Origin of the sequence: Halobacillus seohaensis, from assembly GCF_042663045.1 — a bacterium.
In the GTDB taxonomy this organism is placed as follows: domain Bacteria; phylum Bacillota; class Bacilli; order Bacillales; family Halobacillaceae; genus Halobacillus_A; species Halobacillus_A seohaensis.
The window spans coordinates 58,721-84,222 of the sequence record NZ_JBHSZV010000014.1; the positions used below are offsets into that span (position 1 = coordinate 58,721).

23 protein-coding genes and 1 pseudogene are annotated in these 25,502 nt (G+C 37.7%); 19 read left to right on the forward strand and 5 right to left on the reverse strand.

Annotated elements, in window-relative coordinates:
* The first annotated feature begins 23 nt into the window (after positions 1–23).
* On the forward strand, positions 24–1,613 hold the full coding sequence (locus ACFQIC_RS06590; RefSeq protein WP_204707418.1) for an amidohydrolase: 1,590 nt from the start codon (positions 24–26) through the stop codon (positions 1,611–1,613).
* 893 nt (positions 1,614–2,506) lie between these two features.
* Here ACFQIC_RS06590 and ACFQIC_RS06595 read toward each other — a convergent pair.
* Entirely contained in the window at positions 2,507–3,310 is an 804-nt protein-coding gene (locus ACFQIC_RS06595) for an NAD kinase (protein WP_204707416.1), read from the reverse strand.
* A 228-nt stretch (positions 3,311–3,538) separates the two neighbouring features.
* Between ACFQIC_RS06595 and ACFQIC_RS06600 the strand changes: the two genes are divergently transcribed.
* The 4 genes from ACFQIC_RS06600 (at position 3,539) to ACFQIC_RS06615 (ending at position 7,741) form a co-directional block, all read left to right on the forward strand.
* Entirely contained in the window at positions 3,539–4,528 is a 990-nt protein-coding gene (locus tag ACFQIC_RS06600) for a class I SAM-dependent methyltransferase (protein WP_204707414.1), read from the forward strand.
* A gap of 125 nt (positions 4,529–4,653) precedes the next feature.
* A complete protein-coding gene (locus tag ACFQIC_RS06605) occupies positions 4,654–5,841 on the forward strand; it encodes an acetate kinase (protein ID WP_204707412.1) in 1,188 nt (395 codons plus the stop codon).
* A gap of 563 nt (positions 5,842–6,404) precedes the next feature.
* The gene (locus tag ACFQIC_RS06610) at positions 6,405–7,229 is read left to right on the forward strand and encodes an EcsC family protein (RefSeq protein WP_390216998.1); all 825 of its coding nucleotides are present in this window, start codon (positions 6,405–6,407) and stop codon (positions 7,227–7,229) included.
* A complete protein-coding gene (locus ACFQIC_RS06615; protein WP_204707410.1) occupies positions 7,229–7,741 on the forward strand; it encodes a MogA/MoaB family molybdenum cofactor biosynthesis protein in 513 nt (170 codons plus the stop codon). Before ACFQIC_RS06610 ends, ACFQIC_RS06615 begins: the two co-directional genes overlap by 1 nt.
* A 42-nt stretch (positions 7,742–7,783) precedes the next feature.
* Here ACFQIC_RS06615 and ACFQIC_RS06620 read toward each other — a convergent pair whose 3' ends face one another.
* Complete coding sequence (locus ACFQIC_RS06620) at positions 7,784–8,233, reverse strand: universal stress protein (protein WP_204707611.1); 450 nt, start codon at positions 8,231–8,233, stop codon at positions 7,784–7,786.
* Between the two features lie 886 nt (positions 8,234–9,119).
* Here ACFQIC_RS06620 and ACFQIC_RS06625 point away from each other — a divergent pair.
* The 11 genes and pseudogenes from ACFQIC_RS06625 (at position 9,120) to ACFQIC_RS06675 (ending at position 18,338) form a co-directional block, all read left to right on the forward strand.
* On the forward strand, positions 9,120–9,878 hold the full coding sequence (locus ACFQIC_RS06625) for an SDR family oxidoreductase (RefSeq protein WP_204707408.1): 759 nt from the start codon (positions 9,120–9,122) through the stop codon (positions 9,876–9,878).
* A gap of 170 nt (positions 9,879–10,048) precedes the next feature.
* Entirely contained in the window at positions 10,049–11,167 is a 1,119-nt protein-coding gene (gene ald / locus ACFQIC_RS06630; RefSeq protein ID WP_204707406.1) for an alanine dehydrogenase, read from the forward strand.
* Positions 11,168–11,293: 126 nt separating this feature from the next.
* The gene (locus ACFQIC_RS06635; RefSeq protein ID WP_204707404.1) at positions 11,294–11,803 is read left to right on the forward strand and encodes a DUF4178 domain-containing protein; all 510 of its coding nucleotides are present in this window, start codon (positions 11,294–11,296) and stop codon (positions 11,801–11,803) included.
* A 13-nt stretch (positions 11,804–11,816) separates the two neighbouring features.
* Complete coding sequence (locus tag ACFQIC_RS06640) at positions 11,817–12,491, forward strand: PspA/IM30 family protein (RefSeq protein WP_204707402.1); 675 nt, start codon at positions 11,817–11,819, stop codon at positions 12,489–12,491.
* 61 nt (positions 12,492–12,552) lie between these two features.
* A complete protein-coding gene (locus ACFQIC_RS06645; RefSeq protein WP_390216999.1) occupies positions 12,553–13,221 on the forward strand; it encodes a DUF4247 domain-containing protein in 669 nt (222 codons plus the stop codon).
* Between the two features lie 13 nt (positions 13,222–13,234).
* Positions 13,235–13,627, forward strand: coding sequence for a DUF350 domain-containing protein (locus ACFQIC_RS06650; protein WP_204707398.1), 393 nt, complete (start codon positions 13,235–13,237; stop codon positions 13,625–13,627).
* Between the two features lie 100 nt (positions 13,628–13,727).
* On the forward strand, positions 13,728–15,278 hold the full coding sequence (locus ACFQIC_RS06655; protein ID WP_204707396.1) for a polyamine aminopropyltransferase: 1,551 nt from the start codon (positions 13,728–13,730) through the stop codon (positions 15,276–15,278).
* A gap of 24 nt (positions 15,279–15,302) precedes the next feature.
* Positions 15,303–15,983: a metal-dependent hydrolase gene (locus ACFQIC_RS06660; protein WP_204707393.1), complete on the forward strand. Its 681-nt coding sequence runs from the start codon at positions 15,303–15,305 to the stop codon at positions 15,981–15,983.
* 333 nt (positions 15,984–16,316) lie between these two features.
* Positions 16,317–16,711: pseudogene (locus ACFQIC_RS06665) on the forward strand (IS4-like element ISHaha1 family transposase); the annotation flags it as partial.
* Between the two features lie 66 nt (positions 16,712–16,777).
* Positions 16,778–16,900 (forward strand): hypothetical protein, encoded by a 123-nt coding sequence (locus tag ACFQIC_RS06670; RefSeq protein ID WP_390217000.1) that lies wholly within the window; start codon positions 16,778–16,780, stop codon positions 16,898–16,900.
* 124 nt (positions 16,901–17,024) lie between these two features.
* Positions 17,025–18,338 (forward strand): DRTGG domain-containing protein, encoded by a 1,314-nt coding sequence (locus ACFQIC_RS06675; RefSeq protein WP_204707391.1) that lies wholly within the window; start codon positions 17,025–17,027, stop codon positions 18,336–18,338.
* A 24-nt stretch (positions 18,339–18,362) separates the two neighbouring features.
* Here ACFQIC_RS06675 and ACFQIC_RS06680 read toward each other — a convergent pair whose 3' ends face one another.
* On the reverse strand, positions 18,363–18,782 hold the full coding sequence (locus ACFQIC_RS06680; protein WP_390217001.1) for a YtpI family protein: 420 nt from the start codon (positions 18,780–18,782) through the stop codon (positions 18,363–18,365).
* A gap of 1 nt (position 18,783) precedes the next feature.
* Between ACFQIC_RS06680 and ACFQIC_RS06685 the strand changes: the two genes are divergently transcribed.
* Entirely contained in the window at positions 18,784–19,728 is a 945-nt protein-coding gene (locus tag ACFQIC_RS06685; RefSeq protein WP_204707386.1) for a DHH family phosphoesterase, read from the forward strand.
* Positions 19,729–19,770: 42 nt separating this feature from the next.
* On the opposite strand, the gene ytrI is transcribed toward ACFQIC_RS06685, so the two are convergent.
* Positions 19,771–20,274 (reverse strand): sporulation membrane protein YtrI, encoded by a 504-nt coding sequence (gene ytrI, locus ACFQIC_RS06690; RefSeq protein WP_204707384.1) that lies wholly within the window; start codon positions 20,272–20,274, stop codon positions 19,771–19,773.
* Between the two features lie 2 nt (positions 20,275–20,276).
* The gene (gene ytrH, locus ACFQIC_RS06695) at positions 20,277–20,609 is read right to left on the reverse strand and encodes a sporulation membrane protein YtrH (protein ID WP_204707382.1); all 333 of its coding nucleotides are present in this window, start codon (positions 20,607–20,609) and stop codon (positions 20,277–20,279) included.
* A 126-nt stretch (positions 20,610–20,735) separates the two neighbouring features.
* Here ytrH and dnaE point away from each other — a divergent pair, with 126 nt between their 5' ends.
* Positions 20,736–24,074 (forward strand): DNA polymerase III subunit alpha, encoded by a 3,339-nt coding sequence (gene dnaE / locus ACFQIC_RS06700; protein WP_204707380.1) that lies wholly within the window; start codon positions 20,736–20,738, stop codon positions 24,072–24,074.
* A gap of 129 nt (positions 24,075–24,203) precedes the next feature.
* Complete coding sequence (gene ystJ / locus ACFQIC_RS06705; RefSeq protein ID WP_204707378.1) at positions 24,204–25,445, forward strand: NADP-dependent malic enzyme; 1,242 nt, start codon at positions 24,204–24,206, stop codon at positions 25,443–25,445.
* The last annotated feature ends 57 nt before the right edge of the window (positions 25,446–25,502 follow it).

Sequence of the window (25,502 nt, forward strand, 5' to 3'; positions counted from 1 at the left end):
TACATATGGAAGGGGTAAATATAATGGAACTTTGGTATGGAGGAAAAATTTACACGATGCAGTATGAAGGTGATTGGGTGGAATCTGTTATTACTAAAGAAGGTCTTATTTTAGCCACTGGAGATACCCAGGATCTATTTTCTCAATATAAAGAAGAAATTAAAGTGGAACATGATCTTAAAGGGGCGGTCATGTATCCTGGATTTACAGATAGCCATCTCCATATTATTGGCCATGGGGAACGATTAATGAGATTGGACCTATCCTTTATGAAATCAGCTGAAGAAGTGCTACAGGCCCTGCGTCAACATACTGAACAGTTAGAGCAAGGGCATTGGATAATTGGGGATGGCTGGAATGAAAACCAATGGGAAGACAAGCGAATTATACAAAGAGATGAATTAGATGAAATCTCTAAGCATCATCCAATGATGCTTACTAGGGTGTGTCGCCATGCCTTGCTGGCTAACTCAAAAGCGATCGAAATGGCAGGTGTAACGACGGAAACTGAAAATCCCCAGGGAGGTGTCATTGTTCGAGATGCAATAAATCAGCCTACAGGTTATTTTCATGATCAGGCTCAAGAACTTATAAAACATGCGATGCCGCCAGTGACTTCAGAATATCTGAATAAAGCAACCGAACTTTCTATTCATGATATGCACGCTTATGGACTTGTCGGAGGTCACAGTGAAGATTTAAATTACTATGGTGGTTTTCGTAAAACTTTACATGCGTTTCAAAACGTTATTAATGGTAATACTTTGAAATTCCGCGCTCATCTATTAGTTCATCATGGAGTTATTGAAGACATGGATCGGGAAGGATTAGGATTTAAGCAGGGGACAGAATTTGTTGAATTGGGTGCAATGAAAATTTTTGCGGATGGTGCGCTTGGAGGTAGGACAGCTTGGTTAATGGATGAATATGCGGATGATCCTGGCAATAAGGGTGTAGCCATTCATAAGAAAGAACAGTTGAAAGAACTTGTATTACAAGCAAGAAAGAGACAGATGCCTGTTGCTGTTCATGCTATTGGTGACGCTGCAGCCGAAGCTGTCGCTGATGTTATAGCTGATCATCCTTTAGAAACAGGGGAAAGGGATCGTGTCATCCATGCTCAAATATTAAGTACCGAACTTATTGAGAAGTTTCAAAGTTTGAATGTGATATTAGATATTCAACCTACATTTGTAGCATCTGATTTTCCGTGGGTGATGGAACGCCTTGGTAATGTTCGTCTTAAAACCTCTTATTCGTGGAAAACATTGATCGACGCTGGAGTTGTTTGTGCTGGAGGATCAGATGCACCTATTGAAGAAATTAATCCATTACTTGGTATTCGGGCAGCTGTAGATCGTAGAGCGAGTTACGACAATGAAACCTATCAAGCTGAAGAAAGACTTACGGTTTTTGAGGCCATTTCTCTTTATACTAAAGGTAGTGCCTATGCAATTGGGCGTGAAGATTCCCAAGGTTTGATTTCACCGAATTATGTGGCTGATTTTACAATTTTAGATCGAGATTTGTTCTCTGTGAAAGCTCATGAACTTGCAGATGCCACTGTAACGATGACTGTTGTAGATGGAGATGTTATGTATCAAAGGTCTTAATACGTAATAAAGCCAGCCTATAGAAAGATATCGGGTTCCGTTACCTATCGTAAACATTTTGTATGCTGATCAGGATTGTTGAAGACTCGATTCCAAGGTTGTGTGGTTGTTCCGTCATCGATAGGAGGAGAAGGAGGTCGGGGAAATAACTCGCTTTCCGTGGGAGTACGGTGAGCCTCCTTGGACTTCGTCCTGCGGGGTCTCACCATGTCCTCTAATCCCACAGGAGTCTCGTCATTTCCCCGACCACCTTGCTATGAATAAGAGGGACGGAACATCTACGAATCTAAGAAGTCGGCACGTAGCTATTGTTATAACAGCATGTTTATCCTCTATTTTCATTATGGAGGAAGGCCCCTATTCGGGTCCGTTTGTGAAAGTAAAGCAGAGAAGGTCGGGAAAAGCGGACTAGACGAGCCCTACAGAGCAAAGTGAGGCCACTAAAAAAGTTTTTACAAAGAAAAATACAATGAGACCACCCACTATATCGGTGATCCCATCGACTTTGCCTTATATATTGATTGTTTTAGTTCTTGTTCTCTTATATTATCAATTTTTCAGTGTCCTCCACGATTTCCCGGACCTTCAAACGCTATCCTTTGTAATGGAAACTACCGGAATGTCTCGAAGCTGTCTTCCACATAAGGGCAGAAGTAGATCATTTCAATGGCAATATTCACACAGCATCCCCGATTTTCATAAAAAGGGTCCCTTCCCCCATGCCCCGATAAAAAGCAACGGAACCGCCACTCTTTTATTTAACAATCTGGGGCTTTAGTTGAATAAGCAAGTGAAAATAAATAGAAGAAAAATCTCAGTTCACTGAACTGAGATTGTTTAATTTTAATTACATTACAAATACTGTGCAATTAGTTAAGCAAAACTAAAATGTTTTATAAGAATGTACGTTGTACACGTTCCCAGTAAGAATTGTGTTTTAGTTTTACAGTTTTCACTTGTTTATCACTTAATCGAACGGTTACATCTTTAATATTGCTAATAGAATATGCCTCGTTATCCATACTGATGATAGGGTAATCATTTCCATCTTGTAGAACCTTTAATTTTAATGTGCGGTCAGGTCCTAAAATAAAAGAGGAGCCTAAGGTACGAAACCGATTATTATTTAAAGAAGCCAGTTCACTTACTTGGAAACAAGGTAACTTTGGATCAACGACTGCTCCTTTAGTTGATTTGCTGTAACCTGTACTTCCTGTTGGAGTTGCTGTTATTAATCCGTCCCCGCGAAACGTTTCGAAATGAATATCATCTATAAACACGTCAATTACAATGGACTTGATAAGTGTGGAGCGAACGCTACACTCATTTAAACAGTAAAAGCTGGACTCACCATTGACGGAAGCTTCAATGACAGGAAAACGGCGAACTTCAAGTTCCGCATTCAGCATAGAATCAACCATCTCATTAAAGTTATTTAAGTTGAAATCACAGTACAAACCTGCCTCATCTTTACTGCGAATTCCAACATATAAGCAGTCTTGACGGAAACCTGTCTTACGAACAGCCTGCAGGAATGTACCATCACCGCCGACGGAAATGATGATGTTGGCATTTGCTGATTCTTCAACAATCTCAAAGTCATTTTCTTCAGCGAGTTTGAATAATGGTTTTAGTTGTTCAGTTAATTGCTCATTAGGGTGATAAAAGAAATATAAATTTCTACGTTGATTGGACACAGTTTAACCTCCTAAAAACGGAATCTGCTTGTATTTTATCATTTCAATCATTGAATAGATAGCATGGCCAACCTAGCTGGACAATTAAAAGTTGATAACATATAGTAGAATGTTGAAGAAGTTCTGTTTATCCGTTATGGTATAGGATAGTAAATAAGCGACAAATACTGGGACGTACGTTGCTTTTTGGGCAATGGCGTCCTTTTATAATGAATTGGGAGGACCACTATGAACCAAGAACAGGTTGAAAAGTTATTTGAATGGATTGATGAAACAGCAACAACTATAGAGAATGATATGAATATTACTTACTTGGAAGCTTTATCTGAAACGTTAGACACACTGTTTAATGGGAAACCTTTTGATGATATAGAAGAGTCGTTACAAACGAAGCTTGCAACCCAGCTTGTAAAAGTAAACCGAGAAGATTTTGAAAAAGAAGAACTTCGTAAAGGTGTACAACTATCTATACTAAAAGGAATGAAAGGTGCTACACAGCACCAACACTTAATAACTCCTGATGCAGTGGCCATGTTTATGGGATATTTGACTTCGAAGTTATTTGAAGGTGAGAAAGAACTGAAAATTTTTGATCCAGTAGCTGGAACAGGAAACCTAATCACATCTGTTATGAATCAATTGGAGATGAATGTAACAGCCTATGGAAGTGAGGTTGACCAGACATTGATTCAACTAGCCGTTGCGAATGCAAACTTGCAGAAAAATCAAATTGAGTTCTTCCACCAGGACAGTTTGCGTCCCTTTTTAATGGAGCCTGTTGATTTTGTCATTGCGGATTTACCTGTAGGCTATTATCCGGATACAGTTCAAGCAGCAAATTTTAAATTAAAAGCTGAACAGGAACATTCCTATGCCCATCATTTATTTATAGAACAAGGACTGAATTATACAAAAGAAGGGGGACATCTAATGTTCATTGTCCCTAACTTCTTATTTGATAGTGATCAGTCTAAAGAATTAAATGCTTTCTTGCGAGAGGAAGCTCATATAATTGGGATGCTTCAACTATCCGATTCGTTATTTAAGGATGAAAAACATGGAAAAAGCATTTTGATGTTACAGAAAAAAGGTAAAGACACAAAACCACCGAAACAAGCATTGCTTGTAAAACTTCCTTCTTTCAAGAGCCCTAATGCAATGTCCGACATTTTAGCTCAAATGAATGAGTGGTTTGACGATTATAAAACTACAAAATAGTAAGAAAATAAAGAATATAGTAAGTAAACGTTATCAAATGTCTTCCATCTTGAAAATGAGAGTTGCGGGTGGTTAAATGGGAATGGTAGATAAATGCGAACCTATATTTAAGGGGATGAACAACGTTGAATAATATTCTTGCAATTAACGCGGGTAGTTCTTCTTTGAAATTTCAGTTAATTGAGATGCCTGAAGAGACTATTTTGACTAAAGGAATAGTGGAACGAATTGGAATAAAAGATTCTGTGTTTAAAATAGAATTTAATGATCAGGAAGATGAAATTGTCACTGATATAGAAGACCATGGAGTGGCCGTGACTATGTTATTAGAAAAACTTACAGCACATGGCATTATCGAATCTCTTGATGAGATTGATGGGGTTGGCCACCGTGTAGTACATGGTGGAGAGCGTTTCAGTGAGTCAGTACTCATTACAGATGAAGTCGTTCAAGAAATTGACGATGTTTCTGACCTTGCACCGTTACACAACCCTGCTAACTTAACTGGGATTCGTTCCTTTCGTGAGGTATTGCCAAATGTACCGCATGTGGCTATTTTCGATACGGCATTTCACCAGTCTATGCCAGAACAGTCATATCTGTATAGTTTACCGTACGAGTATTATGAAAAATACGGAATTCGCAAGTATGGTTTTCATGGAACATCTCATAAGTATGTGTCCGAGCGTGCGGCAGAAATGCTAGGACGCCCTTTAGAGCAGTTACGTCTTTTATCTTGTCACTTAGGAAATGGTGCGAGTATAGCTGCTATTGAAGGCGGAAAATCAATTGACACATCAATGGGATTCACTCCACTTGCTGGTGTTACGATGGGGACTCGTTCTGGAAACATTGATCCAGCACTAATTCCTTTTATTATGGATAAGACAGGTAAGTCAGCAGCAGAAGTTATGAATGTTCTTAATAAAGAGAGTGGAATGCTTGCTTTATCTGGATTCTCCAGCGATTTACGAGATATAGAAAAGAAAGCAAATGAAGGCGACGAGCGTGCAGAGCTTGCTTTAGAAGTGTTTGCGGCGAGAATTCATAAATATATTGGATCTTACGCTTCCCGTATGCATGGTATTGATGGAATCATCTTCACGGCTGGAGTAGGGGAGAACAGTACATCCATTCGAGAGCGCGTGCTCAAAGGTCTTGAGTTCATGGGTGTTTACTGGGATCCTTCATTGAATCAGGTTCGTGGAAAAGAAGCATTTGTAAATTATCCACACTCCCCAGTGAAAGTCATGATTATTCCAACGAATGAGGAAGTTATGATTGCAAGGGATACTGTAGCAAAAGGTTTATAAATACTGGTGCGATGAGGTATTGAGTATCTTAACAATTGAAATAATTCGCTAATAATGTATCTTTCTAACCAATACCAACTTTTGAGTGATTTCTTTCTGACGTAATTTGATTACATGGGAAGGGGGTCACTCTTTTTTATGGTACAACCACAATTAAGGAACCAATATATCACAGCCAACCTGAACAAAAGAAAATTCATACGTTAGACGATGGTAGAAATGTTGTTATTAAATTAAAGGTACCTTTTAAAGAACCCATGTAGATATGATTTGGTTGAAATTACCATGAAACGGATGTTGTATACCACTAACAAGGTACAATGGTAAATAAGCCTCAAGTAGCAAGTCATTATGCGATTTGGTCTGTTAATTGATATGTTATTTCGTGTCCTCTCCACCATAACGGAACTACTTATTCAGAGAAGCTAGCGTTTTTAAGTGTTTAAAACTTAGTGTTCGTCGATTAATTACTGTGAAATTGAAAATTATTGACGAACCATTTCTCAAATTTCACCTTTAACGATACAATAAGTATAAGTGATTCGTACGGAGGGGGCATACCGTTGTCTAAAGAACGAGTACTCGAGTCTATTAAAAAATGGCGTGAAAACCATAGTCATTACGAAGCCAACGACTTTGAGATGATTTATTCAGGTTGGATTCAAGAGTCTTTCCAGCAGATTAACCCCAAAATAACGGAAAAACTATTTTCAAAACTAGATGGATGGTTATTTCATACGCATGCATTTCTTCAGGAGGCAAACTTTCAAAATGGTACACGTGAGCATATATTAACTGTCGGACGTATTTTTGACGGAAAACTTATAGCTATTGAAGATATGAAACAGCTTACCGTTGATCAATTAACATTTATAGCTGACCAACAGACTGCCAAAAATCATCTTTATTCTTTTGCGCAAGGTGGAATGACAGGTGCTGGTGGATGGATTCTTCTTGGGGTTGATTTTCCTTTAATGGTAGGAATCAATTTACGAACGGTACAATTGATCGGTCTTACTTTTGGTCATGAGATGAGTCGCCCTTATGAAATGATGCTCTCACTTAAAGTGTTTCACGCCGCTACTTTACCGAAACGATTGCAAGGCGTGGCTTGGGAAGAATTGGTTGAAGAAATAAGGAATAAACAAGGTCCATATATTTACGAAGGAAATGATCGGTTAACAGATATATCTTCGATTGAACAACCATTGAAGCAACTTTACAAAGCGTTATTTATTTTAATGTTTAGAAAGAAGCTTTTTCAAGGTATACCTCTCGTAAGCGTAGCGATTGGTGCTCACTCTAACTATAGTTTGTCGAAACAAGTCTCTGAGTTTGCTACTAAATTCTATCAGTATCGATATCTTATTCAAGAGGAGGAATGGTAATGTCCTTACAAGAACATAAAGCCGGATCACCAATTGCAGTCCGCTGCCTCGTTATAACTGTTAGTGACACACGCACAAAAGATACAGATAAAAGTGGTTCCTATATTGTTGAAGCACTAGGTGAAGAAAACTGTACAGTAACAGATCGTATAATTGTAAAAGATGATCCGTTAAAAATAAAGGAAGCCGTGCGATACGGGACTGAAAGAGACGATGTTGATGTTATTTTAACTAACGGAGGAACGGGAGTTGCCAAAAGAGACGTGACGATCGAAACGGTAGCTTCACTTTTTGATAAAGAAATGCCTGGCTTTGGTGAATTGTTTCGAATGCTGAGCTATACAGAAGATATTGGATCAGCGGCCATTTTATCGAGGGCGGTTGCAGGAATAGCTAATGACACCGCGATTTTCTCAATGCCTGGTTCTAGTGGTGCGGTTAAATTAGCCATTGAAAAACTGATCGTACCTGAAGTTTTTCATGTAGTAAAAGAAATTAAGAAAGATCTATAGACAAAAGCTCCCCTTCTTAAAAGGGGAGCTAAATACTTTTATTTATTCTTTATTTTCTTCTCGAACGACTAGAACATCACAAGTTGCGTATCTTGTAATATGCTCTGAGACACTTCCTATAAAAAATCGCTCCATTAAATTAAGCCCTGTTGCTCCACAAATGATGAGGTCTGCCTGGAATTTTGGTGCAACATCTTTAGCAATTTTCACTTTAGGTGAACCGTATTCTATATCAACGGCCACGTTTTTCACACCTGCATCCTCCGCTTTTTGTTGGTAATTTTCCAGAAGTTCTTTGGCGTATTTTTCTGCACGAACGGCAAGTGAACGATCATAAGCCTCTACTGTTGAAAAGGCGCGAGTGTCAACAACATGAGATAGAATAAGTTGTGCATCGTTTCTATTCGCGATATCGATCGCTTTCTTAAAAGCAACCTCTGCTGTTTCGGAACCGTCTACAGCAACTACTACTTTTTTATATTCAAATGTCATCATGGACGCTCCCTTCCTTTAATTACCTTTATTATATCATGAACTTATTTTATTGAAATCCGTTTAAATTTAACTTTTCTGATTAGGAAAGGATAGACGAAGCTAACTAGAAAAGTTATAAAGAATAGCAACGAAGTATGGTCAACATAGCATAAGGGTTAACGCTCTCTGACTCCATTAACCACAAACAAATCTTTCTTTCCTAAAAGAATACGGAATACGTTTAACTATAAGAAAATCACTGGAAATAACCACGGAAATTGGGTGATCAATCCTCCTAGAAGTGATATGAAAAACTCGCCATCATTCACTATTGTCGGATAACCACTAAGAATAATTCCTAGTACTCCAAATAATATGGAGCTCTGAACTTTTGGTGATCGACTGAATATTAAGCGTTACTTGTGAAAACGAATGGTCATATGTAGTAAAGTATATGTATCCCTTCATGCACTCTCCAATTAAGAGAAGAGGAAGGAAAAAGTTCGTTTTTTGACAGCATTAAAACCAATAAATCATAAAAGGATAGAAAAGGTGATTCGTTTCCTCTTAACAGATATAACAATTGCTGAATAATATATCTTCCACCAATGGTCTGAACAAAGGATAGGGGAGAAAAGGAATCTTGCTCCTTGTGTTCCGAATATAGTACGTATGGCGAATTAGTCGGAAATACCTAGTCTAGAGCCAGGTAAGGATAGGAACGAATCAAATAGAAAACGTGCAATAGCTCCAAGTGTCCCTTAATGGCAAGAACGGGTTCTAATCCAAACTTTTATGAGTAGGATACAGACTTCAAATGATTCACGACCTTTCTAACATACTAAATGTACATAAACCACATAGTAAGTTTACGAACGATGGTAAGGAATAAGGAGGACTTGTTATGCGTCATGCAATTATTACAGCGGGTACAAAAGGATTAGGACGTAAGGTGACCGAGTACTTTTTAGAAGCAGGTCATTCCGTAACAGTGACTTATCTATCAGATCGGTCTAAAGTAGATGAATTGCTAGAGACTTACTCTGCAATAAAAGATAGGATTCAAGTTTTGCAGGTAGATGTAACAAAACTTGAAGACCTGAGCATGCTTGTAACTGAAACCATCAAACGATTTAATAGAATTGATTATTTAATAAATAATGCAGGTCCCTATATTTTTGAAAGAAAAAAGTTAATGGATTACTCTACTGAAGAATGGGACACTATGATTCGAGGGAACTTAGATGCAGTTTTCTATCTTCTACGGTTGACAGTTCCTTATATGCGGAAACAGCATTTTGGACGTATCATTAACTATGGATTTCAAGGGGCAGGTTCGGCTTCAGGATGGATATATCGATCAGCCTTTGCCGCAGCAAAAGTAGGTTTAGTATCTTTGACAAAAAGTATTGCATTTGAAGAAGCTGAATATGGAATTACTTCTAATATGATTTGTCCGGGAAATATCACTGGAGAAATGAAAGAATCTTCAATTATCGAAGGTAAAAATAAAAAAGATCTAAATACACCAATTGGGAGACCGGCGACAGGCGGAGATATTGCACGTACGATTGCTTTTTTGTGTGAAGATGATTCAGATATGATAACAGGGACAATATATGAAGTGACGGGCGGACTGGATGTTATTCATCGACACAGATAATTTTGAAAATTTCCATTACTTCTATGAGACTGGGGTTTATAGTGAACATTTGCTACAATGAAAATGCTTCCAAATAATTCGGCTATTCATCCAAATTATTTGAAGGTATAGTTGAAGTTGAAAAGATAGGACTTTTGTCCAACTGGGCGTAAATAGGAGGTTGAAAGTTTGTGAAAATTGGAGTACCGACTGAAGTTAAGAATAATGAAAATCGTGTAGCAATGGCACCAGCTGGAGTGCTCAGTTTAACGAGTGATGGGCATGAAGTGTTTTTAGAAAAAGGGGCAGGATTGGGTTCTGCTTTCACAGATGAGCAATATATAGAAGCTGGAGCAACGATTGTTGCCACGGCTAAAGAAGCTTGGAGTCAGGAAATGGTTATGAAAGTAAAAGAACCACTTCCAGAGGAATTTGATTATTTTTATGATGGACTTATTTTATTTACTTATTTACACTTGGCGCCTGAACCGGAGTTAACAAAAGCACTTATTGACCGAAAAGTGATAAGTATCGCTTATGAAACGGTACAGCTTCCAAATGGATCATTACCTTTATTAACTCCTATGAGTGAAGTTGCAGGGAGAATGGCTTCTCAAATAGGAGCACAGTTCTTAGAAAAATCTCATGGAGGTCGTGGTGTATTGCTTGCAGGAATTCCAGGTGTTCGCCGTGGACAAGTAACAGTTCTTGGCGGTGGCGTTGTAGGAACAAATGCTGCAAAAATTGCTGTAGGACTTGGAGCAGATGTTACGATTATTGATTTAAACCCTGAACGCTTACGACAGCTTGATGATATTTTTGGAAAAGACATCAACACTTTAATGTCTAATCCTCTAAATATACAAGAAAAGCTAAAAGAGTCGGATTTAGTCATAGGAGCTGTACTTATACCAGGTGCAAAAGCACCAAAAATTGTTACAGAAGATATGGTGAAAGACATGCCAGAAGGTTCTGTTATTGTTGATGTGGCTATTGATCAGGGGGGGATTTTTGAAACAACAGATCGTATAACAACTCATGACAATCCTACATATGAGAAGCATGGGGTATTGCATTATTCTGTAGCCAACATGCCTGGTGCTGTTCCACGTACATCAACGATTGGATTAACTAATGTAACAGTCCCTTATGCTCTTCAACTGGCAAACAAAGGTTACAAACAAGCTTGTTTTGATAACGAAGCTCTATTTAAAGGCATTAATACTTTAGATGGTTTTGTGACTTATAAAGCTGTAGCAGAAGCACATGAGCTTGAATACGCTAGTGCGAGTGAACTACTTAAAAAATAGTCATAAAAGCAGAACAAATTACGTTCTGCTTTTTTTTTGATAAAATGATAAATAAGTGAAACATATGAAGACCTTGTTCCGTAAATAGTAGTATACACAAGGTACAGTAGAAGGAGAGGTGAGCACTTGGGATTTTTTTCGAAATTATTTTCAAAAAACAAATCAAATACACCAGAAGTTGAAGAGCGGACAGTATTAAATATTCAAGTGGGTGACATCATCACATATGATCTTGTGGATTATGAAGTCGTAGGTAAAATCACTTATCGTGATGGAGGGTATGAGTGGTTTTCTTATCAGTTGCTTGAAGGAGACAATATTAAGTGGTTAGCGGCAGAAATGGATGATGAACTTGAGGTTGGTATATATGAAACCATCAAGTTACCTGTGGATACATTTCCTAAAGAAATCGTTTATAATGAAAGTACTTATCATAAAGATGAGGAAGGTGAAGCGAATGTAACAGGGAAAGGTCGTAGTCAAAATGTGAATGGCCAATCCATACGCTATGCTGAATATATAGCAGAGGATGAGGGGTCTTATTTATCACTTGAGTCATGGGGAAGTGAAGTAGAAGTGAGCTATGGGTATGATATTGAGGAATACGAACTTAAAATATTAGCAGGATCTAATTAAAGGAGGAAAATATATGTTTAAATTTTTTAATCGTGTAAAAACTGTAGTAGGTGCAGAGTTGAATTCAGCTTTAGATAAAGCAGAAGATCCGGTGAAGATGTTAGAACAATTTATGCGTGATATGGAAAATGATATTCGTGATGCAGAGACTGCAGTAGCTAAGCAAATTGCCAATGAAAAAATGTTGAAACGTAAATATGATGACGCACAGGAATTAGCTGATAAAAGAATGAAGCAGGCTGAAAAAGCTATGGAGTCTGGAAATGAAGACTTAGCTCGTCGTGCTCTCGAGGACAAGAATAATCAACAGGAGCAAGCAGACCAGTTCAAATCCTCTTACGAACGTGCAGAGCAGGATTCTAATAACCTTCGTCAAAAACTAGACGAAATGAAAAAAGAATATCAAGAGATGAAACTGAAGAAAGATTCTCTAAAAGCAAGAGCCGAGTCAGCTAAAACTCGTACGAAAATGAATCGTACGATGTCCAGTATTGGCAGCGATGAATCACGTCAAGGATTTGAACGAATGGAAGAGCGTGTAATGCAACATGAAGCAGAAGCAGAAACAAGTGAAGATTTATCGAAATCGAACCGTTCTCTTGATGATGAATTTGAGGAAATGGATAATAAAAATAGTGTCGATGATGAGCTTGATGCTCTTAAAAAGAAGATGAATAATAAAGAATAATATTATATGTTGTGCCTGATACTTATTCAGGCACAACTCATTTTTGGTGAAAGGAGGAACCATGTTGAAGGACTATGCTGGAGTTTTTATCGTCATTATCATAGCTGTTGTCATTAGCTTTAATTCTTTTGGAAATTTCGGTGGCGGATCAAAAGGAATGTCTGGCTCAAATGCTCAGGATACATATGGGGAATTACCAGATGAACCTCCACGTAGTGAAGTATTATCTGCAATTGATGAATCAGAAGCTACTTCAATACGTAAGCTGCTAAGTGATGGGTTTCCATTATTAGATACTGTTGATGCTGATCAAGGAAGTGCTGAAATTTTTATGACCCAGGAATTAACTCTTCCGGAAGTTGCTGAACAATTAGAAAACAAAATAAAACCCGAAGAGATTAGTGATAGTGAAGATGGGAAACAAGTTCTCATTTATCAGGATGAGTTTGTTATATTACAAGAAAGTGATGAAGAACCTGGCCTGATTTTAATAGAATTATCAAATAAAGAATTTGTTGAAAAGAATTATTCACCAAGCTTCTTTCAAGGGTTACTTGCATACTCATTGCTCAATCGAATGTTAGGTTCAAATAATTGGGCCACTCAACGCCAGTCACGTTGTGAATCAACTGGTGGTTGTTATGGAGGTTATGCCATGTACGGCGGGTCCAACTCAAATTCAATGAGAGGTTCGTCCAACCGAGGTGGAGGACCAGGTACAGGAAAATAGAGGAGGGAATAAAATGGAACCAATTTTAGCTACAGTAGGATATTTTGCTATAGGTGTATTAGTTGTTTTAATTGGATTGTTTATTTTTGAGAAGATTACGGATTACAAGGATTGGGATGAAGTTAAAGCAGGAAATAAGGCAGTAGCCATGTCGATAGCTGGTAAAATCATTGGGATATGTATCGTGCTTTCTTTTGCCATTTATCATAGTTTTACGATTTGGGATACACTCTTATGGGGAGCGATCGGGGTTGTCTTACAAATGATTGCTTATTTGTTATTTGAATTATTTACGAGAAAGTTCTCTGTGGAAACCCAATTGAAAAATAATAATACAGCCGTGGGAATCATCACTATGGGTGTTTCTATTGGACTTGCTTTTGTTATTGGTGCATCCATTACATAAGCATCTAATATGAATATGTAAAAAGCCACTATGCTACCAGAACATAGTGGCTTTTTGTGAGTTAAGCAGGACTTAGAGAAATTATCGGAGTGAATTACGAATGGAATCAGAAGGAATAAAAAAAACTCGGCTGATCTACTGGGCGTCAGGAATCGTATCAATTTGTGGAATAATTTTTGAAGTGTTATTTGGGGCCTTAGGTTCTTATATACTAGGAGATGGAGTGAAGCAATATACGATTACAATCAGCCTCTTCTTAACGGGAATGGGAGTAGGGGCAAGTATCAGCGAGAAAGTTATGAAGCAACTGATCATTACTTTTATTTGGATCGAATTTATGGTAGCACTTATTGGTGGATTTTCTAGTTTTACGATGTTTGGAATGACAGCTTTTGCACCTAGCGGAACAGACGCCCTCTTTTTGTATATAGTAACCTTTACTATTGGTGGGTTAACAGGTCTTGAACTTCCTATTCTAATAAGAAAAGCTAATGAAATAGGAGAAGAGCTTAGTAGAAGTACTGCAAGAGTATTATTTTCAGATTACGCGGGTGGTTTAATAGGAGGATTACTCTTCGCATTTTATTTACGTCCGCAAATGGGCATGGTGAAAAGTGCTTTTTTTGTTGCTTGTATTAATTTAGCTGTTGCAATTGTAATATTGTATTTATTCCGATCTGAAATTAAACGACTATCCCTTCATGGATCTGCGGCTGCTTTTATTGGAGTATTGTTAATAGCTGGCTTGTTTTTCGGAGAGGAAATGGCGTTTTCTTTTGAACAGAAATTATATAAAGATCCAATTATTCACAGTGAAGAAAGTGCGTATCAAAAAATTGTACTTACAAAAGAACAGGACGATACTCGACTATTCTTAAATGGTTCACTCCAGTTTAGTTCTTCTGATGAACATCGTTATCATGAAACTTTAGTCCACCCGCCAATGGGAGCGGCTGACCTACCAGAAAATGTATTAATTCTTGGCGGTGGTGATGGAATCGCCGCTAAAGAGGTTTTGAAATATCAGGAGGTACAGCGTGTTTCCCTTGTAGACCTGGATCCAGCAGTTACAGATTTGGCTTTATCTAACTATCACTTAAGGCAATTAAATGAAGATTCACTCCAAGATGATCGAGTAAAAGTCTGGAACGAAGACGCCTTTAGTTTCCTAGAAGATAGCGATGAATTTTATGATGTGATCCTTATTGATTTACCTGATCCTAATAATGAGAGTTTAAACAAACTATATACACGAGAGTTTTACTCATTAGTGAGGAATCACCTTGAACCAGGTGGAGCTGCAATGATTCAGGCAACGAGTCCTGTTTTTGCTACAGAGGTATATTGGACTATTGATGAGACAGTTACAGACACGGGGATGGCTACGAAAAACTTCCACGTTGATATACCGAGTTTTGGGAATTGGGGATTTGTTATGGCCAGTCGTAGTCCTATTAAAATAGAGGAAATTGACATTCCTCAAGATACAGACTTTTTAACAAAAGAATTGCTACATTCCATGACCGTGTTTGGAAAAGATGAAGATAGGGAAATCGTAAACAGTAAGGGTGAGTCTGTCTCATTATCTCCAAACACATTAATTCATCCCAATCTTATTCAAAAATATGAACAGGCTTGGCGGAATTATTAACTATTCAATTAAAGGAGTGGTATAGTGGACGTTTCATTTCACGGACATTCTGTAGTGAAGGTAGAAGCTAACGGAAAGACGATTTTATTTGATCCTTTCATTTCAGAAAATGGAAATACGGATTTAGTTGCGGAAGATGTACAACCTGACTTCATTTTACTTACTCATGGTCATAACGATCATGTCGGGGATACCGTAGAGATAGCCAAGCGTTGCGATGCTCAAATCATAGCACCGTTTGAATTGGCAACATATTTGGGTAATAAAGGATTGAATGTTCATCCCATGTATATAGGTGGAAGTCATACATTTGAGTTTGGAACTGTTAAACTCACTCAGGCTTTTCATGGATCATCCTATACTGAAGAAGATGGCACGATTGTTTACACAGGAATGCCAACAGGTATCTTGCTAACGATAGAAGGGAAAACGATTTTTCATGCTGGAGATACAGGACTGTTCAGTGATTTGAAGATGATTGGTGAACGAAACTCTATTGATTTAGCCTTTGTACCAATAGGTGACAATTTTACAATGGGACCTGATGATGCTTTGGTGGCAGCTGAATGGCTGAAAGCTAAACAGGTTGTTCCTATTCACTACAATACATTTGATTTAATCAATCAGGACGGTGACTCATTTGCTGAGAAAGTTAGTCCTGGAATAGGAAAGGCATTGAAGCCAGGAGAATTGATAAAACTGTAAAATAATTCAAAATTCCACGAATGAATCTAAATAGTTCCGATACCGTGGAGAAAACTTTGAAACACAGGTGAAATAACGTAATGAAATACAGTATGTTTAACACCATAAATAATAGTATGAATAGCAAGAAAGAACGCTTGGATATTAATATCCAAGCGTTCTGTTTTATAATGTCTTGTTAAACTAAAGCCTCAGTTTGTTTCATAACAAGAAGATCCGTTTGCCGTATGGAGTTTGGGAGGGCAGGGAAAACAGTTCGCTTTCCGCGGGCTGACGCCGAGTCTCCCTGTTTCCCCTGAAAGAAGAAATTTCTAGTGAAAGATGGTTTTATGAATCAAAAGAAACACACTTGGCCGGGATTCTGAAAGACAAACAGCTAAAGAAACCGGCTTTTTGAATCGTTCCAGTACACTCAAGCCTGAAATTCTTGAGTCTCTGTACACTGTTAAAAGAAACAGCTTACATTATTTATGGAGTGCTATATCCTTTCAATTCAGGACCTCGATCTTCAAACAAGCTCTGCATGAACGTTTCAATGTCAACGCTGTTTCCTTTTTAAAACAAGGGTATGGTCAATTAGCTAGTAGACAGGCAGGAATTTCATCTTTTTTAGAACGAAATCCATTATTTTCACGCATTAGGATTTATGAATTCGATCCTTTCGTCTCCCGAATGATTATGCCGACTATCCGGAAATTCATGGTTTTGGAGTAAAAGTGCAGTTGGAATAAAAGAGTGGCGGTTCCATTGCTTTTTATCGGAGAATGGGGGATAAGAAACCATCCATCATGACTATGAAGAGTAGAACGGAACCTTTTTATGAAAATCGGGGGTGCTGTGTGATTCTAAGTGGCTCAATAGATATAACAGATACATCATACTTTAACAGTAACGGTAGAACAGCAGACTTAGAATGACTCGCGGGCTATTTTTATGTTTGAATATTAAATCTGGAGAATAATTGCAGGAAAACTGTATCACTTGTATAATAACAATATCAGCAATATTTACTAGTACAGTTAGAAAGAATGGTGAAATGAATTGGCTACCAAACATGAACAGATTCTTGAACATATTGATTCATTGTCTGTCGGGAGTAAAATTTCGGTAAGAGGTGTGGCAAAGGCTCTAAATGTTAGTGAAGGTACAGCATACAGAGCTATTAAAGAAGCAGAAAATCAAGACTTAGTAAGTACAATTGAACGGGTGGGAACGATACGTATAGAAAAGAAAAAGAAAGAGAACATTGAACGCCTAACCTTTGCGGAAATTACCAAAGTTGTAGATGGACATGTGCTTGGAGGTCGCGGAGGGTTACACAAAACTCTAAATAAATTTGTTGTAGGTGCTATGAAATTGGAAGCTATGATGCGATATACAGAAGCAGGTTCTCTGCTGATTGTTGGGAACCGTACAAATGCCCATGAATTAGCTGTACAAGAAGGTGCTGCTGTACTTGTTACAGGTGGGTTTGATACGTCTGATAAGGTGAAGAAACTTGCCGATGAAAAGAAACTACCTGTTATCTCAACAAGTTATGATACATTTACAGTTGCCACTATGATCAACCGTGCGATATATGATCAGTTAATTAAAAAAGAAATTGTGCTAGTCGATGATATTTACACTCCATTTGAAGAAACTAACTTTTTATTAACTAAAGATACAGTTTCTCGTTGGCATGAATTAAACGAGAAGACCCAGCATGGACGATATCCCGTAGTCGACACTAAGAATCGTGTGGTCGGCATGGTCACGTCTAAAGATGTAATAAATAAAGAACCTTCATTAAAGATTGAGAAAGCTATGACTAGAAACCCAATGACAGTCCAAACGGTAACATCTTTGACAAATGCAGCCCATATGATGGTTTGGGAAGGGATCGAATTAATGCCTGTAGTAGATCAGTCTCATATGCTTCAAGGCATTATTTCTAGGCAAGATGTACTAAAAGCATTGCAGAATCTCCAACGTCAACCGCAAATAGGAGAAACAATTGATGACTTAGTAACCAACCAGCTAGAGGTTAGGGAGGATGACCAGGGGGGATATACATTACATACAACTGTAACTCCTCAGATGACGAACCAACTTGGTACGCTTTCCTATGGAGTATTTACATCACTTATTACCGAAGCTTCAAGTCGTTTATTGAGTAAGCATAAAAAGGGTAATTTAGTAGTAGAGAATATTTCATTATTATTTATTAAACCTGTTCAGTTGGAGAGTGCAATCGAAATTAAACCCCAACTTTTAGAAATTGGCAGGAAATTTGCCAAGGTGGATATAGAAGTTCATCATAATAAATCGATTGTTGGAAAGGCGCTTCTCATGGCACAATTAATTGATCGATAAAAAAGCCGCTAATAATCAGCGACTTTATTGACGGTGTTTTTTATACTCATTTTGATAGTGTTTTTTTGATTTAATGCCTAAACGGAATTGAAATGCACCTAAGATAATAAAGATAATCCCTATAAACAAGGATAATCTTGTTTCATAAAAGAGGTACTGGTTGATTCCGAAAAAGAATATAAAAATACCTAAAAAAATTCGTGCTTTGCTATTCATGTGTTCCTGTAATAAAGGATCTTTCGTTTTTACAACCATGACTTTATAGTATATGTAAAGAACGAAAGAGATGAGTATAAGGGTGGAGAATATTATCAAATGAATCGACTCCTGCATATAAAATTTACTCCGATGTTCATTGTAGCTTGTTTTATTTCGTTTTGCTACCTGCACAAGGAAACTTGTGGGATAATAATAAGAAGATCTGTAGAAAGAGGGATATTTCATAATGATTTTACAACAAATTGCTGATTCGATAAAAGAATTTGAAACGATTATTATTCATCGTCATGTAAGACCTGATCCTGATGCATATGGCTCTCAAGTCGGCTTGTCGGAAATTATTCGTCACAGTTTTCCTCATAAGAAAGTATATGTAACTGGAGAAGAAGAGCCTTCCTTGAATTTTCTGGCAACAATGGACAACGTGTCTGATGCTCAGTTTGAGGAAGCCTTAGTTATCATTTGTGACACGGCAAATCAAGCACGGATCGATGACCAGCGTTATAGCATAGGAAAGAAAATCATTAAAATTGATCACCATCCTATCGTGGATGAATATGGCGATATAAGCTGGGTAGATACTACAGCTAGTTCAACTTCTGAAATGATTTTTCAACTTTATAAGTATTTTCGACATGACGGTTTTTCACTGAATGATCGTGGAGCTCTCTTACTTTATGGTGGTATTGTTGGAGATACAGGAAGGTTTTTGTTTCCTAGCACAACCCAAGAAACATTAGAGGCAGCAGCAGAACTCGTGACTTACGATTTTGATCGATCTAAACTTTATAACCAAATGTACAGCACCCCTATGAAGGTAGCCAAATTAAAAGGTTATGTATTACAACATTTCACAGTTAACCCTGAAGGCTTTAGTACTGTGGAACTTCCTAAACATATTTTAGAAGAACATCAAGTAACACCCTCAGAAACGAGTGCGTTAGTTGGATTACTAGGAGATGTGGAAGGTTTACTTGCCTGGGCATTTTTCGTAGAGGAAGATAATAATATACGTGTCCGTCTTCGGTCGAAAGGTCCCGTAGTGAATAAAATTGCTGAGAACCATAATGGAGGAGGCCATCCAATGGCTGCAGGAGCTACAGCAGACACGTGGGAAGAAACATATGAAATCGCCAATGAATTAAAGGAAGCATGTGTGCAGTTTTCTTGAGAAATTATGCAAGCTTTAGAAGGCTTGCATGCCCTCCTTCCTCTAATTTTCAATAGAGATGGAAAGAAGAAGTATGACTTGGTTGGAGATAATTAATCTTTCAATGGTAAGCTTGTAATTGAAGTCTTCGACTATAAATGATTTATTTTCGATGATTTTTATTATAAGATCACTTTGGCTGGCTATTTCTTCAATGTTCTCACCTGTAATCGTTTGAAGCTGGTCTTTCACCATGGAAGAAAGCTGATGTTGGGTGAGTTTATCAATGTGGAGCTCCTTTGCATTACTAAAGCTTGGTACGATTTCTTGTATAGTTAGGGCTTGACTTTCTTCATCATCATCCTCTTTTTCTGCATTTAGAAGCCCATCATATTTTGCTTCTAATTCATTTAATTGAGTGGATAATTGAATATTTTCTTCCTGTAAACGCTCATGAAACTGATCATTAATAAACACGAATAACACATATCCAGTTATTACTCCAAGTATGCATCCAGCATAAAAACGTCTCCATTCTTTTTTTCTTAATTGAGGAGGAATATACATTTTTAAGTGACCTCCTCACCTAATAAAAGTTCAAACATGAATAATGCTGTTTGCACTCCTCCCATAGCAGCTATTATAATCATAACTTGTTTAAACAAATCAAATGTTGATCCCTCAAATATTCCTCTCTCAAAATTACTAATTGCGTCGAACGTACCTCCTATAGCCGCAACTATTGCCCATATCCTTAGTCCCTTCGCAATTCTAAACATGGAGGTTAAAGGGGCTTCTCCTGTCAAGAAGCTGCCTATACTGCCGATTAAAGTTCCACCCATAATAACACCAAAAGCTATAAAGAAGCACTGGATCATAGATATAACCAACCGTTCTTCCATCTTGTCCCTCTTTTCTATGGCAGAGTGTTTTATTATTCAAGATATTCTTAAGTTCGGTGATATATGCAAGACGCTTTTATAGTCCGAAGAGATTCCATATAATGAAACTGAGAAAGAGGTGAACTTATGTCTTATACTCATTTACATGTACATAGTGGATACAGTCTTATGAATAGTACGATCCAGATTTCAACATTAGTTAAAAAAGCTAAAGATTTAGGCTTCACTTCCCTAGCACTAACAGATGACAACGTCATGAGTGGTGCTGTTGCTTTTTATCAAGCTTGTCTTAACGAGGGAATCAAGCCAATCATAGGAATGAGAGTTTCGATTACTTATAAGAATGAAGTCTTTCCTGTTGGATTACTAGCTAAAAATAAACAGGGGTACGAGGCTCTTCTACAATTAAGCACCCGACTACAACTCCAGGAGGAGCCTCTGCAATTAAGGGATGTAAAAGAATTTACAGATCAATTAGTTGCGATCATTACAGTATCAGACACTTCTTGGGCTACATCAATCATTCACCACACTTTTGAAAGAGTAGAAGAAGAGGTAAGTGATTGGAGAGATTCGTTTAATGACTTTTACTTAGGTGTTAAAGATTATGGTGTTCACCTGGAAAGACAGATGCACCAGCCTTTAAAAGAATGGGCGGAGCATAAGCAGGTAAAGGTAACAACTATGAATGATGTTAGATACTTAGAACAAGAGGACGCAGAAGCCTATTATTGTTTGCGCGCCATTGATACAGGGCATTCTTATATAACGGACTCTGAGCCATCTGAGGAACACCAATATTTGAAATCACCAAAAGAGATGGAGGTTTATTTTAAAAATTGGTGGCCGGAAGTACTTGAAACAAATCAGAGAATTGCGGAATCTTGTAATGTAGAAATAGACTTGGATCAGCTGTTGCTTCCAGCATTTCCTGCACTTGAAAAAATGAATGCAGACGAGTATCTAAGGAAAGTTTGTACAGATCGATTAGCACTAAAGTATAAAGAAAGAATGAATGAAGCCGAAGAACGGTTAAATAAGGAATTAGATGTTATCATTCGTATGAAATTCAGTGATTACTTTCTTATTGTATGGGATTTTATTGAGAATGCTCGAAAGGAAGGAATTCAAGCAGGACCCGGTCGTGGATCAGCAGCTGGGTCAATCGTGAGTTTTCTACTAGGAATTACTCAAGTAGACCCCCTATCCTATGATTTATTATTTGAGAGGTTTCTAAATCCGGAGCGAATTACCATGCCTGACATTGATATTGATTTCCCAGATGATCGTAGAGATGAAGTGATTGACTATGTTGCTAGAAAATATGGAAAAGAACATGTAGCACAAATTTGTACATTTGGTACATTTGCGACACGGAGTGTATTACGAGAGTTGTTTAAAGTTTTGAATGTAGAAGAAAGTGATATGACCTATATTTTAAAAAATATCCCGAGTGGATCTAGCAAACCAATAAAAACGGTTGTACAAAGTTCTGAAGCTTTAAAAGATTATATTAACTCCTCTGCAAAATTAAAAAAAGTTTTTAAAATTGCTGCCAAGTTAGAAGGTTTACCAAGACATGTTTCAACCCACGCAGCCGGGGTTGTTATAAGTAGTAAGCCTCTAAACCAATATACGGCACTCATGAAAGGTCAGGAAAATGTCCACCTTACACAAATGGCCATGGGAGATTTGGAATCTATAGGTTTATTAAAAATGGACTTTTTAGGATTAAGAAATTTATCGTTCATTAGAAAAATTGAAGATAAAGTAAGTAGTAAAGATAAAACTTTTCAAATGGATCAGATTCCTATAAACGATAAACAAACATTTCTCCTATTACAAAAAGGTCAGACAAATGGCGTTTTTCAATTAGAATCACAAGGAATGAAGGGCGTTTTAAAGAGGTTAGCACCGAATCATTTTGAAGATGTAGTAGTGGTGAATGCATTATACAGACCGGGACCGATGGAATATATCCCTCTCTACATTCAACGGAAGCGAGGTCTTGAAGAAGTAAATTATCCTCACCCTGATGTGAAACCTATTTTAGAGAGAACATTCGGAGTGTTAGTTTACCAAGAACAAATCATGCAAGTTGCTCAAAAAATCGCTGGCTATTCATTAGGTGAGGCCGACCTTCTAAGAAGGGCAGTCAGCAAAAAACAAAAAGATGTTCTAGAACAGCAACAAAATCAATTTGTGCAGCGTTCTATCCAGTATGGTTATGATGAAAATGTGGCCACCCAATTGTTTGAATGGATTGTGAAATTTTCTAATTATGGTTTTAATCGTAGTCACGCAGTTGCTTACAGTGTTATTTCATATCAATTGGCTTACTTGAAAGCGCATTATCCCGATATTTTTATTGCTGAATTAATGAATTCAACAGTAGGTGATCAAGGGAAACTATCGATATATATAAGAGAAGCTAGAGAATTTAATGTTAAGATTAAACCTCCCTCTATTAATTATAGTTTTACACATTCTTTTGGTGACCAAGGGGCAATACGTATTGGGTTCCTATCCATCGAGGGTGTTGGGTTTCAAGCTGCACAAGCAATTATTCAAGAAAGAAAGAGAGGAAATTATAAACATCTGAATGATTTTTGTTTACGTGTATCTTCTAAGGGTGTCTCAAGGAGTACGATTGAGTCCTTGATCATGGCTGGGTCTTTTGACGATCTTCAACAGAATCGGGCAAGTCTATTAGCAAGTATAGATCAAGCTCTTGAACAGGGGGAACTTTTTAAAGAGTTTCAAGACCAGCCTGGGCTATTTAATTCAGACGTAGAAATGGAAGGGCTGGCTGTTGCTACGGAACCTTTACCAATACTGAAACAATTGTCTATGGAAAAAGAAGTATTAGGTACTTATTTATCAAATCATCCTTTAGATGCGCATAGAGACCAGCTGACCCAACAAGGGTATATGACTTTGAAAGAATGCCTAGATAGAGAATCTGTAAAGTCAGCGAAAACGGCGGCTGTTGTGGAAACTATTAAAGAGATTCGCACAAAAAGAGGAGATCCCATGTCATTTTTGACTCTAAGCGATGAAACTCGTGAGATGGATGCAGTGCTTTTTCCGGACTCTCATCGAGACGCTAAAAGTTGGCTGCAGGAAAATGAACTGGTTACTGTTAATGGCAAGGTGGAAAATAGAAATGGGAAAAAACAATGGATTGTGAATGAAATATCACCTTTTAAAGGTGAGCAGTTCACACAGAGATTATTTATTAAAACCTCCACAGAAAAAGAGAATGAAGTGATTGAACGTCTAAAAAAAATTGCTGCATATTTCCCGGGTAATACGCCAATTATTATTTTTGAATCTGAGAATCGAAAAACCTATCAACTAGCAAGCTCTTATTCATTGTCAGCAACGGAGAATTGTATGAATAAATTGTATGAATTTTTCGATAAGTCTGATGTTGTTTTACGCACTACCTATAAGGACGTCTAACTTATCAAAGTTTAGCCCGGTATTTTGATGTTCTTTACACAAACTATTCATCTGTTATAATTAAGAGGTTAATGGTGGTATCTTCACCCGTATCGGCCTATTTTATATGTCTTAAAGGAGCGTGTAGCTATGTCAAATTTGCGAGATGAAGCACTTCATATCCATCGTGTCAATAAAGGTAAATTGGAGACAAATTCCAAAGTACCCATTAGGAATGCTAAAGACTTGAGTTTAGCTTACTCCCCGGGGGTAGCTGAACCTTGTAAAGAAATTTATGATCATAAAGAAACAGTCTATGATTATACAATGAAGGGGAATATGGTCGCTGTTGTTAGTGATGGGTCTGCTGTCTTAGGTCTTGGGAATATTGGACCGGAAGCATCACTTCCTGTTATGGAAGGTAAAGCAGCTTTGTTTAAAAGTTTCGCTGGGGTCGATGCGTTTCCGATTTGTTTAAATACGAGTGATGTCGATCAAATTGTTCAAACGGTTAAGCTAATGGAACCTACCTTTGGAGGTGTGAATTTAGAGGATATTGCAGCACCTAACTGCTTTATTATAGAGGATCGACTAAAAAAAGAAACTAACATACCTATTTTTCATGATGACCAACACGGTACAGCAATTGTAACTGTAGCTGGTTTAGTAAACGCTCTTAAAATTACCGGGAAATCCTTCTCGGAAATTAAAGTGATTGCCAATGGTGCGGGTGCTGCTGGAATTGCAATTATTAAGTTGTTATATCATTTTGGGGTTAGGGATATTATTATGTGTGATTCTAAAGGAGCAATTTATGAAGGACGTCCTTCAGGGATGAACGATGTTAAAGAAGAAGTTGCTAAAATCACTAATAAAGATAAGCAGGAAGGAAAATTAGAGGAAGTAATGGAGGGAGCCGATGTGTTCATCGGGGTTTCAGTCGGCGGTCTTCTGTCAAAAGAAATGGTTTCTAGTATGAATGAAGATTCCATTATATTTGCAATGGCAAACCCAGAACCTGAAATCATGCCTGAAGATGCTAAAGAAGCTGGAGCACGCGTGATTGGGACAGGTCGTTCTGATTTTCCTAATCAAGTGAATAATGTCTTGGCGTTTCCAGGTATTTTTCGTGGAGCGTTAGATGTACGCGCAACGCGTATTAATGAAAAGATGAAAATTGCAGCAGTAGAAGCTATTGCAGGATTAGTGAGTGATGATGCCCTTGATGAGGACTATGTGATTCCTGCTCCATTTGATGTTAGAGTGGCTCCAGCTGTAGCAGCAAGTGTTGCTAAAGCAGCAATGGAATCTGGAGTGGCAAGACATCATGTTGATCCAGAAGAAGTTGCAGAAAAAACTAGACTTCTTACATTAATAGATGAAGAGGAATAAACCTTGGAGAAAAGCCCCTGCTGGCTTTTCTCTTTGATATTTTAATAGTGTGAGGGA

Coding starts and splice junctions, on each gene's coding strand:
- ACFQIC_RS06590 (WP_204707418.1), top strand. CDS start 24: ATGGAACTTTGGTATGGAGGAAAAATTTACACGATGCAGTATGAAGGT.
- ACFQIC_RS06600 (WP_204707414.1), top strand. CDS start 3,539: ATGAACCAAGAACAGGTTGAAAAGTTATTTGAATGGATTGATGAAACA.
- ACFQIC_RS06615 (WP_204707410.1), top strand. CDS start 7,229: ATGTCCTTACAAGAACATAAAGCCGGATCACCAATTGCAGTCCGCTGC.
- ACFQIC_RS06620 (WP_204707611.1), bottom strand. CDS start 8,233: ATGACATTTGAATATAAAAAAGTAGTAGTTGCTGTAGACGGTTCCGAA.
- ACFQIC_RS06625 (WP_204707408.1), top strand. CDS start 9,120: ATGCGTCATGCAATTATTACAGCGGGTACAAAAGGATTAGGACGTAAG.
- ACFQIC_RS06640 (WP_204707402.1), top strand. CDS start 11,817: ATGTTTAAATTTTTTAATCGTGTAAAAACTGTAGTAGGTGCAGAGTTG.
- ACFQIC_RS06645 (WP_390216999.1), top strand. CDS start 12,553: ATGTTGAAGGACTATGCTGGAGTTTTTATCGTCATTATCATAGCTGTT.
- ACFQIC_RS06650 (WP_204707398.1), top strand. CDS start 13,235: ATGGAACCAATTTTAGCTACAGTAGGATATTTTGCTATAGGTGTATTA.
- ACFQIC_RS06655 (WP_204707396.1), top strand. CDS start 13,728: ATGGAATCAGAAGGAATAAAAAAAACTCGGCTGATCTACTGGGCGTCA.
- ACFQIC_RS06670 (WP_390217000.1), top strand. CDS start 16,778: ATGAAGAGTAGAACGGAACCTTTTTATGAAAATCGGGGGTGCTGTGTG.
- ACFQIC_RS06680 (WP_390217001.1), bottom strand. CDS start 18,782: ATGAAATATCCCTCTTTCTACAGATCTTCTTATTATTATCCCACAAGT.
- ACFQIC_RS06685 (WP_204707386.1), top strand. CDS start 18,784: ATGATTTTACAACAAATTGCTGATTCGATAAAAGAATTTGAAACGATT.
- ytrI (WP_204707384.1), bottom strand. CDS start 20,274: ATGTATATTCCTCCTCAATTAAGAAAAAAAGAATGGAGACGTTTTTAT.
- ytrH (WP_204707382.1), bottom strand. CDS start 20,609: ATGGAAGAACGGTTGGTTATATCTATGATCCAGTGCTTCTTTATAGCT.
- dnaE (WP_204707380.1), top strand. CDS start 20,736: ATGTCTTATACTCATTTACATGTACATAGTGGATACAGTCTTATGAAT.
- ystJ (WP_204707378.1), top strand. CDS start 24,204: ATGTCAAATTTGCGAGATGAAGCACTTCATATCCATCGTGTCAATAAA.